This window comes from Ruminococcus sp., from assembly GCF_017650195.1.
Lineage (GTDB): Bacteria > Bacillota > Clostridia > Oscillospirales > Ruminococcaceae > Ruminococcus.
Map to the genome: position 1 here is coordinate 1 of NZ_JAGCFH010000306.1, position 10892 is coordinate 10892.

At 45.6% G+C, this 10892-nt stretch carries 8 protein-coding genes; 6 read left to right on the forward strand and 2 right to left on the reverse strand.

The genetic code is table 11. The features are described from left to right. Positions 1 to 2265 (reverse strand): glycoside hydrolase family 48 protein (locus tag J6U00_RS13790; RefSeq protein WP_296582768.1); only part of this gene is annotated, 2265 nt, incomplete at its 3' end. Positions 2266 to 2845: 580 nt separating this feature from the next. Here J6U00_RS13790 and J6U00_RS13795 point away from each other — a divergent pair. From J6U00_RS13795 to J6U00_RS13810, 4 genes are read left to right on the forward strand one after another with little or no spacing between them, the layout of a single operon-like run. Then, positions 2846 to 3886 carry an ABC transporter ATP-binding protein gene (locus tag J6U00_RS13795; protein ID WP_296582770.1) on the forward strand — a complete coding sequence of 347 codons (1041 nt, stop codon included), beginning with the start codon at positions 2846 to 2848 and terminating at the stop codon, positions 3884 to 3886. A 2-nt stretch (positions 3887 to 3888) separates the two neighbouring features. Further along, positions 3889 to 4623: an ABC transporter permease subunit gene (locus tag J6U00_RS13800; RefSeq protein ID WP_296582771.1), complete on the forward strand. Its 735-nt coding sequence runs from the start codon at positions 3889 to 3891 to the stop codon at positions 4621 to 4623. Positions 4624 to 4629: 6 nt separating this feature from the next. Then, positions 4630 to 6153, forward strand: coding sequence for a Gldg family protein (locus J6U00_RS13805; RefSeq protein ID WP_296582772.1), 1524 nt, complete (start codon positions 4630 to 4632; stop codon positions 6151 to 6153). Then, a complete protein-coding gene (locus J6U00_RS13810) occupies positions 6153 to 7526 on the forward strand; it encodes a DUF4340 domain-containing protein (RefSeq protein WP_296582774.1) in 1374 nt (457 codons plus the stop codon). Before J6U00_RS13805 ends, J6U00_RS13810 begins: the two co-directional genes overlap by 1 nt. Positions 7527 to 7573: 47 nt before the next feature. Here the strand turns inward: J6U00_RS13810 and J6U00_RS13815 are convergent, their stop codons facing one another. Next, on the reverse strand, positions 7574 to 7852 hold the full coding sequence (locus tag J6U00_RS13815; RefSeq protein ID WP_296582776.1) for a sporulation transcriptional regulator SpoIIID: 279 nt from the start codon (positions 7850 to 7852) through the stop codon (positions 7574 to 7576). Between the two features lie 464 nt (positions 7853 to 8316). Here J6U00_RS13815 and J6U00_RS13820 point away from each other — a divergent pair, with 464 nt between their 5' ends. Together J6U00_RS13820 and J6U00_RS13825 are read left to right on the forward strand one after the other, a co-directional pair. Then, the gene (locus J6U00_RS13820) at positions 8317 to 8757 is read left to right on the forward strand and encodes a SpoVA/SpoVAEb family sporulation membrane protein (RefSeq protein ID WP_296582778.1); all 441 of its coding nucleotides are present in this window, start codon (positions 8317 to 8319) and stop codon (positions 8755 to 8757) included. A 662-nt stretch (positions 8758 to 9419) separates the two neighbouring features. Then, positions 9420 to 10892, forward strand: a 1473-nt coding sequence (locus J6U00_RS13825) for a 2-oxoacid:acceptor oxidoreductase family protein (RefSeq protein ID WP_296582780.1), incomplete at its 3' end; no start/stop codon positions are given.

Consider the following 10892-nt stretch of genomic DNA (forward strand, 5'->3'; position numbering starts at 1 on the left):
AGGACCAATCGGGAGAGGCTTAACCTCAGGGAAGAGAAGTGCCATTGTACCATAGGAAACAACAGCATCACCAGCGTGCCAGAATCTGTGATACTGGAACTGATAGTCAGCAACGTCAACCTTACCGTCTCCGTTGTTGTCTTTGCCTTCGCCCTTCCAGTACTTCTGGCATTCCTGCCACATAGGATCCTTCTCGTAGCTCTTACGGATAGATGAGAATGTAGCGCCGGGCTCAAGCTTGGATCCATCAGGCATTTCGCCGCTGTAGTAATCCGGAATATAAACTTCCTGCTCAAATACTCTCTTCAGGCTGGGATTGCAGTCTGTGAATGTAAGACCGATCTCGTCACGTGCCTCATTGTACTGATATGAGAGAAGTCTGTTTGCAAGGTAGAGTGCCTTTTCAGCAACTGAAGTACCTTCTGTTTCCGAGAATGAAGCTTCAACGCCCTTAGCCTTTGCATAGTAGATAAGTGTATTACAGAGTGAGGATACGCATCCAACGTCTCCCTGTCCGTAACCACCGATTGTGCAGTGGAGGTTCTTATTAGCAGACTCGCTGTATGTACCGGTCCATGTGTCAGGTGTGCAGCTGTAATCTGTATCGCTTGAACCCCAGTCAAGGGTTGAAGGAATAACATAAGAATGCTCAACGCCGTACTCGTCCTCATAGTTGAACTTGGTGTTCTCCTCGAACCAGCCGATCCATCTCTCAAGGAGCTTATCGAGAGCTGTCTCAAGATCGAGTCCGCCGTACTTCTGACCGGACTTGTCGCCGTTAGTTACTACATAGTAGTAGAGCTCAGCAAGACGCTGTGTTGACCATACCTGGTTACCGATCCAGTGGTTTGAACCAGGATCTGCGTATACAGGATGAGGAACATAAGCCATATCATAGAATGTAGCGTGGCCTGAAGGATACTCCTCATAACGTCCTCTCCAGCTGTTTGTACAGCCGCCTGCGAAAGGACCTTCCTGAGACTGGAGCCACTGATACATTTCGATCTGTCTCTTGAGAGACTCCTTATAGTCTGTATCAGCATCCTTGCCCTTCATTCCTGAATTGATATCGCTATCATAGAGGAGAGCGTAAGCAGCAAGAGGATTCTGATAGAACTGATGTGAGTGCGAGCAGCCGATCTGCCAAGCCCAGCCGTAATCGCCGTAGCTTGCGCTGAGAGCTCCGCCCCAAGCAGTGTACCATGACATGAGGTAGTGCTTGGAATCCATACCAGCTGATGAAGAAGTGAGCTTTGTATCCTTAGCGATAGCCTTATAATACTTATCAAACATATCGTTACGGCACTGGTCACCCATCTTACCAGCGAGAGCAGAAACGCTTGAGTCGCCTGCGTTGTACATATTTGCAAAGTGTACAGCCTGGATACAACGATCCTCAGCGTCAGGAGCGTTTGTGAAGGAGTACTGTGAAGGAACCTTGTCCTTACCATTGAAGATAGCCTTGATACCGTTACCGTTATCCTTATCGCTGCTCTCCATACCCCACTTAAGCTCTTCAAGACAAGGAGCCGGAACTGTCTCGAAACAAGACTCCTGCTCACCTCTCTGGAAGGTGTTGATGAATGTGAACTTACCTTCGCCCTTTGTGCCCTTGCTGAAGCCGTACCAGTCGTCAACGTCAGCGAGCCAGTTCATAAGGTAATATCCATTATCGCTGCTGTATGCAGCCTTGAATGTGTCATAGATTGGGTTAATAGCGTCAACGCCGGGCTGCTTTGACGGATAATCCTCAGGCTTGTCGCACTCTTCTGCGGTATCAGCCTTGAGTCCGTTGCTCTGTGACCAGATTGAGCTGTACTTGATCTCTGTATCTCTGCCTGAAGCCTTTGACCAACCAGGGATCATAGCCTCCATTGTGTTCCAAGCCTTTGCAAGGTCACCCTTGGAGCCTGAGATAGTGTTGTTAGCAGCGAGAACATCGTGCATAGCTGCCATCCAAACGATGTAAGACATAGCCTCAGAAGTTGTCTCGTGACCATAGTCAGGAGCCTCTACGATGAATGTCTCTACTGAATGGTAAGGAATACCAAAACCTGAACCGTTTGTCTGCTTGCTGAGGTAGCCGTTTGTCTGACCGTTGGTCACAACGTCCTCATAAAGTGAAGCGAACATATCTGCGTAAGTTGATTCCTTAGCATAAGACGACTGTGTTGCAGCAGAAGCCATCGAAGGAATAACAGCGGATGCAGACATTGCTGCAGCGAGAACGCTGGCTGCGAGAGCCTTATTCTTTTTGCTTATCATTTGTTTTTACCCCTCTCGTAATAATATAGGTTTAAAAATGGATAACTGCTCCCAAAAGGCTTAATTTCGGGAGCGCATACGAAAATACTTCGTACACTGTGTGCATTTTCACGCAGACTGCACACAATTCTCAAACTATTTTCAAAATCATTATAGCCCACCTTTTAATTTGTGTCAACAGTTTATATTGTTTTCACATTTGGTCCAACTCATTTTTGGTGCAATGCACACAATAGCAAATCCTTTTTTGTGCATTTTAGCTACTGAACATTTATCTGTAAATCCTCATGTATTAACGATATATGAACATGTTTCGTTTCAAAACAAAAAGCTCCAACATTCATCTCTTCCTCAATTTTTCCACACAAAATCCTCACACAATAGCTATAATATTTACCTGTCACTGTACTTTTACGAGGATAGAATTATTTCACGCCGCAAGGTTGAATTAACTTTTTGTTCACAGCTTATTCATCTTGTGTTAATATTATTCTGCGATAATAAAACAGTATGCTATACTGAGGTAACTGCACCTGCTTTTACCTGAAATAAACGATCCAAGATCGGAAAGGAGCGCCTCATGATCACTATTGATAATCTTACAAAGTATTACGGCAGCAACCGTGCCGTGAACCATATCAGCTTTACAATAAACGATAATGAGATACTCGGTTTTCTCGGTCCCAACGGAGCGGGAAAATCAACGACAATGAATATGATCGCAGGTTATCTGCCAATGTCCGACGGTACTGTTAATATCTGCGGTTCTGACATAACACAGGAGCCTGTGAAGGCAAAGAGTAATATCGGATATCTCCCTGAGATCCCACCTGTATATCCCGATATGAAGGTAAAAGAGTACCTTTCCTTCTGCGCGGGTCTCAAAAAGGTACCGAGGAGCAAGCGCGGTGATGAGATCGAACGTGTTATGAAGCTCCTGAAAATAAAGGATGTAGAGGGAAAGCTGATACGCAATCTCTCAAAAGGTTTCAAACAGCGTGTGGGCTTTGCGCAGGCACTGCTGGGTGACCCCAAGTTCCTTATCCTTGACGAGCCCACCGTCGGTCTCGACCCCAATCAGGTAGCTGAGGTAAGAGCTCTTATAAAGAGCCTCAAACAGGGACACTCAGTAATCTTCAGCTCTCACATACTCAGCGAGGTAAGCGCAGTATGCGACCGTGTAGTAATAATCAACAAGGGCGATATAAGAGCTATGGACACCATAGAGAACCTTGAAAAGTCCTTTGCCTCCTCCCTTGTACTCCATATCAAAGTCAAGGGCGACAGAGCGAAGACTGCTTCAGTCATAGAGCTCACAAAGGGTGTAAAGTCCATACTTGCAGCAGATGACGAGGGCAATGATATCTGCTCCTTCACCGTTGAACTTGAAGGTGAAGCCGACAGCATAATGAATTCAATTATGTCCGAATGTATCAGAAACGGCATTGGCATACTTGAGATATACACCGACAAGCCAAATCTTGAAAACGTATTCATCGAGCTCATAAACCGTCCCGCAAAGAAGTCCGGACTCCAGGAGCTCCTTGACGAAATGCCGGAAGAAGCTAGTGAAGACGCTACCGGAAACGATGAAAGCAGCGAAGAAAAGGAGGATGAATAAATATGTTTCCTATATATAAAAAGGAGCTACAGTCATTCTTCTACACTCCATTTGCTTACGCTGTCGCAGCTCTCTTTATGCTGATGTTCTCGCTGCCTATGGCAAGCGCTATCGCACATTTAGACGGCACCAACAGATTTGTATTCTCATTTACCGAGATGTTCTATTCTGTTGTGCTCTATTCCATATTTCTTATCCCAATACTCACCATGAGGACATTTGCTGACGAGCGCAAAAACGGCACCGAAGTGTTGCTCATGACCTCACCTGTAAGCGTTGCAAAAATAGTTATCGCAAAATTCCTTGCAAACGTTACAGTATACTTATTCATGCTCGCCTGCACACTGTTCTTCCCGATAATCACTTCAATAAAGGGCGAAGTCGTAATGAGCCAGCTTATATGCGCATACATCGGCATCTTCTGTTGGGGAACAATGGCTATCGCTCTCGGTATGCTCATATCCTCATTCACGGAGAACTCCATACTCGCCGCTATCATTGGAGAATTTCTAATGTTCGTTCTCCTCTTCGTTGACAACTTTGCCAACTCGGGCTTCATCTCACAGTTCCCGAAGCTCCAGTCGGTACTCTATTCATTCGCTGCACAGCCGAGGTTCGCATACTTCTCGGAGGGCTTAATCCGTCTTTCGGATATAGTTTTCTTCGGCTCAGCAGTAATCTGTCTTCTCGCATGGACATACATCTCTATCGAGAAAAGACGCTGGAACAGGGGGTAAGCTGACATGAAAAAGAAAAAATTCAACCTTTCCGGCACCTTTGCCATAGTGCTCACCCTTCTTATACTTCTGATACTTATACCAATAAATGTTATCGTCAGCTACTTTGACAAGGGTTACGATATGACGCCGGCAAAGAAATACACACTGAATGAAAAGACGCAGAAGCTCCTTGAAGATACCTCAGACCAGCACATAGACATCTATTATCTCTCTCTCCTGAAATACTTCAGGGACGCAGAGGCTTCCGAGTATCTTCCGCTCTACCATACGCTGACACAGCTTGAAGAGCGCGACAATATAACTCTCACCTGCTTCCGTCCCAACCAGGATCCACAGAAGGCAAAAGAGCTTGACCCGGACGGATATCTCGGAACATACGAGGGCGATATCTTCGTAAAATGCAACGGCATCGTCAAGAAGGTCAGCAAGGACAAGATATTCCAGACCGGCTCTGACGGCTCATGGCAGTACGCAGGTGAGGAGTTAATTTCCGCAGCCATATCCGTATGTGCCAGCGGCTCGCTGCCGACCATATACTTCCTTACAGGTCACGGTGAAAAGTCCATAAACGACAGCAGCGATACCAATTATTCCGTATATGCTTCCGTACTTAAGACCAACAACTACGACGTGCAGGAGCTTGATCTTAACGAGACAGGAGCTATCCCTGGAAACGCAAATATAATCTATCTTGCAGGTCCTACAGAAGATATCACTGACAAGGAAAAGGAGCTGCTGCTGGCTTATGCCGACAACGGCGGTGCAATGTCCTTCCTTATAGACCCCTGTGATAAAAAAGGACGTTTTGAAAATATCGAAGCTGTTATGGAACAGTTCGGACTTATCCTCGATTACAATATCGTTACCGAGACAACTCCTGCAAATATGCTGGAGGATCCCGATTCCAAGCAGAGTGAGAACTTCTTCCGCGTTGAATATCCTGCTGGTGCAAAAGCCGGAGCAGAGCTCACCGAGGATCTCACCACCGATCTCAACCAGCAGGTTGATGCAGGCAAGTTCATTGCCGGCATAGCCTATCCGAGAAGTATGGCAGAGATCCCCGAAGACTCATTCCCTGCAGCATCATATTTTGAACGTTCTTCTATCATACGCAGTATCGCAAATCCAGACGGCGAATACACAACCGTCAGCAAATCAATGGGCGGCGATGAAAACACAGCTGCAGAAGCAGACGAGCGTCTCAGCGGTATCCCCCTTGATTTCGGTTACTACTCCTACAACAAGAAGACCGGAGCCAAGCTCATTGTCATAGGCACCACCTCTGTTATCGATCCGACGATGAACACCATTTCACTCAGTGGTTCAAGAACTCTTACAGTTTTCACAAATACATGGCTCTATGACAGTGAGATACAGTTTGGTATCGGCAACAAGATAAACAAGTACGACAGCATGTTATTCAAGGACTCAAAGGACGCAACAGGCGTTATCGCCCTGCTCTATATCGCCCCTGCACTTATCGCAGTCGTCGGCGTAATCGTATGGCTGAAAAGGAGATATTCCTGATGAATAAAAAGATATTAGCGCTTATAGTGCTTCTGGTAATGGCAGGAGCCTCCGTTGGCACGATGCTGTTTTTCAAGGACAGGGTAAATAAGGACAAGCAGAAGGAACAGGAGCAGCTTGATGACAACGTTCTGTTCAGCTTTGACCCGTACAGTCCAACACAGCTCGTTTTCTCAAAGGGAGACGAATCCTATACCTGCAAGCTCGACGGCGAAAAGTGGGTGCTGGATTCAGGCGAATTTGCCGTTGACCAGACTTACTGCCAGCTTGTATGCACCTACTGCTCAAACCTTACAGCCAACGACAGCTATGGCGAGATAACAGATGACAAGCTGAAAATGTACGGACTCGACGCTCCTGATAAGATTGAGATAACCGAGCCCAAGGGCACTCATACTATTTACATAGGAAACGAGAGTCCCACCAGTGAATTCTACTACGTTACCGTAGACGGCAAGAAAAACGTATACGCAGTTGACGCCCAGCACGGAAGTGTGCTGAAGCTTGACAGACTCCTCATAAAAAACAAGGAGCTCCTGCCCTATACGCTCTACGACCTGAAACAGGTAACCACCTATAGGGACGGCAAGGTACTTTGTGAACTCACCTACAACGAGACTGAGGATACATGGTCTCTCCCATCCGAATATTCTGACCTTACTCTCGACCAGACAAAGGTCACCTCAGAATTCAATAATATCGTCCGTATCGAAGCAGAAGAAATGATGGACGAAAAGCTGACCGACCTTTCAAAGTACGGTTTTGACAAACCTTATGGCGAAGCTGTGGTAAAAGGTCTCGACGGCAAGGAGCACCGCCTCCTTGTAAGCGCAAACGACGACGATCCTACTTACTGCTTTGTGCTTGTTGACGGCGAACAGGTGGAGCTTTATTATAAGTCAGACCTAGGCTTCACACAGATGCTCCCTTATGATTATATCCTCCAGTCCGAGACTGTAAAGGGCTACTACGATATAAGCGGATTCACCTTTAAATTTCAAGGCAGCGAGGACAAGTGCAGTCTCGACACGGAAGAGATGATGTGTACCTACAACGGAAAAGACATTGATTTCAATTCATCCGAAATATACCTTGCCTTCAACAACTTCTACAATTCCTTCTCCATACTCAAATACTCTGGTACAGACACTGATGCCAAGCCCAACCTCAAGGATCCGGCGCTGTCAGCCGAGTTTGAGCTCAAGGAAGGCGGAAGCGTAAAGATAGACCTTGTAAAGGGTGACGGAACAGATTACTATGTTTTCCGCGACGGAAAGTATATAGGAGCTTATGTGGACGAGTCAATGCTTACAGGCAGGAACTCAGTCAGCGACTTCTATCTTAAATTCAAAAAACTGACAGGACTTGAATGATTCAAAAGCAGCACGTACCGCTATTATGCATACGTGCTGCTTTTCCTTTATCTGTAAAACCTTCCCTTGCCGCTACCGGCAATAGCTTCGTACTTCCGTTTTGTGGCAAGACCGCCGCGGATATGGCGTTCCTGCTTGTTAATTTCAAGTATATCCTTCACACGCGCATAAAGATCGGGATCCTCCAGCTGAAGCCGCTCGCTGACATCTTTATGGACAGTGCTCTTGGAAATGCCGAAATGTACTGCGGCAGCCCTGACAGTAGCCTTGTTCTCGGTTATGTACTTTCCGAGCCTTACCGCTCTCCCCTCTGACCGGGTCTTCAAACAAATCACCTCTTTTCATGGCATTTACTAATGTATATGTCACAAAAGAGTGATAGATGTTACCATAAATCATAATTTGCCGCTGATCAAGCAACGTCGCAAACCGCGTTGGCGCATGTAAACTCTCTCACATAAGAATATGCTGTTTACTACACATATCTTACAGCTCAATAATTACGCAAGAATCTTGAATGGGTTTCAAATGGACTTTGTTTTGACGTAGTACAGAAACAGCCTAATGGGTGTTGTTTTATCTTTAATGCCATAATTTAAACTCCGGCAATCCTAAGAGCCTACATCCCCCGCATTGAAGTTTATGAAAATGAAGTCAAGCATTCGAGAAAATGCACAAATCATATTAATATCCGCCCTTACAATTGACTAATGGCTAACGAAACAAATTCAAATTATGTTCCGTATAATTTGATAATAACCGCAGATACTACTGCAAAGGAGCTGATGATATGAAGATAACACCGGAACTTTACAGCGATATGACGCGGCAGGTCTCACCGAAATCAAACTACAGAGTAAATATCTCCGCCGCGTTTATAGTTGGCGGGGCGATATGCGCAGCCGGACAGATAATACTTTCATTCCTTGAAGCCTACGGACTCGACCACACGGAAGCAGGCACATGGACTTCCATAATTCTTGTGGGCATAAGCGCAGTATGCACTGGCTTTGGCTGGTACCAGAGGCTTGCAAAGCACGCAGGAGCAGGGACCCTTGTACCTATCACCGGCTTTTCCAACGCTATAAGCTCCTGCGCCATAGAAGCAAGATCGGAGGGTCCCATACTCGGTGTAGGAGCTAAAATATTCACCATAGCCGGACCAGTGCTGCTTTACGGTTGCACTTCGGCTACGCTCTACGGACTGGTATACTACTTTTTCAGATGCTGAACGATATTTAAAATGAATAATTCGTAATGCTTAATTAGCAACTAATTGAGTCAGCTTACAACGATAGATTATGAATGGAAACATTTACCCACAAATATTGCGCTGTAAGCAGTATACAAGTAACGTTTTTGAAAAAGTAATCGGGTTTACGATCGAAAACTCGACAAGGGAGTGCAGACTTTGTGCAAAAAAATAAGCAGGGCAAAAGCCCTGCTTGTCTTAGATAAACAGATGAAAATAAATATGTGTAGAACAAAAGAAAGGAGACAACAAAACGAGTGTTAAATAAATCTTAACACTGTAGTTATTATACCTTATTTCAGCTACTTCGTCAAGCAAATCCTTTAACTTTTGTCAAAATGTACAACTTTAAGCAATCTTTGTAATACATTTTTCACAACCTCTATTTTTTAATACTGACAGCTGTACATATTGTAATCAACTATTGCTGTCAGTATAAGCCAAAAGTGGCAATTTATAGACAAATTGCCAAAAATGCGCCTGATAATTTTGTAACAAGACAGCAAAAAAAGTGTTTACAAAGGATTCGATTTGTGGTATAATATTTCACAGTAGTTATATTTGGTTAACGTTATCACCCGCTAACCATTTCTATAACCTAAAAATTTAATATTATTTTTTAGGAGGTCATTCCTATGGCAATCAAAAGAAAAATGAAAACAATGGACGGTAATAACGCCGCTGCATATGTTTCTTACGCCTTCACGGAAGTTGCCGGTATCTACCCGATCACACCTTCCAGCCCGATGGCAGACTATGTTGATCAGTGGTCTGCTCAGGGTGTCAAGAACATTTTCGGCACAACCGTTAAGGTTGAGGAGATGCAGTCTGAGGCCGGCGCAGCAGGTACTGTTCACGGTTCTCTGAACGCTGGTGCTCTGACAACAACCTATACTGCTTCTCAGGGTCTTCTCCTCATGATCCCGAATATGTACAAGATCGCTGGTGAGCTGCTTCCTTGCGTATTCCATGTTTCTGCACGTTGCGTTGCTTCTCACGCACTGAACATTTTCGGTGACCACTCTGACGTTTACGCTTGCCGTCAGACCGGTTTTGCAATGCTCGCTGAGACCAATCCGCAGGAAGTAATGGATCTTGCTGCTGTTGCTCATCTCGCTTCTATCAAGAGCCGCGTTCCTTTCATCAACTTCTTCGACGGTTTCCGTACATCCCACGAGATCCAGAAGATTGAAACATGGGATTACGAGGATCTGAAGGAAATGTGTGATATGGATGCTGTCAAGGCATTCCGCGCTCGTGCTCTTAATCCTGAAAATCCTACAATGCGTGGTTCTCACGAAAACGGAGATATCTTCTTCCAGCACCGTGAGGCTTGCAACTCCTATTACAATGCTGTTCCCGCAATCGTTGAGGAGTACATGGGTAAGGTTAATGCAAAACTCGGCACTGATTATAAACTCTTCAACTACTACGGTGCTCCCGATGCAGAGCGCGTTATCGTTGCAATGGGCTCTATCTGCGACGTTGCTGAGGAAGTTATCGACTACCTCAACAAGAAGGGTGAGAAGGTCGGTATCGTTAAGGTTCGTCTGTTCCGTCCGTTCTCAGCTGAAAAGCTCGTTGAGGCTATCCCTGCAACTGTAAAGACTATTGCTGTCCTCGACAGAACCAAGGAGCCCGGCTCTCTCGGTGAGCCTCTCTACCTCGATGTAGTAGCTGCTCTTAATACTACAGGCAGAAACGGTATCAAGGTTATCGGCGGCCGTTACGGTCTCGGTTCCAAGGATACTCCTCCTGCATCTGTATTTGCTGTTTATGCAGAGCTCGCAAAGGCTGATCCCAAGCCTCAGTTCACACTTGGTATCGTTGACGATGTTACAAATCTCTCACTCGCTGAGGAAGATGCTCCCAACACAGCAGCAGAAGGCACTATCGAGTGTAAGTTCTGGGGTCTCGGCGGCGACGGTACTGTTGGCGCAAACAAGGACTCTATCAAGATCATCGGTGACCATACTGACAAGTACGTTCAGGCATACTTCCAGTATGACTCCAAGAAGACAGGTGGTATCACTATCTCACACCTGCGTTTTGGTGATAAGCCTATCAAGAGCCCTTACTACATAAACAAGGCTGACTTTGTTGCCTGTCATAAC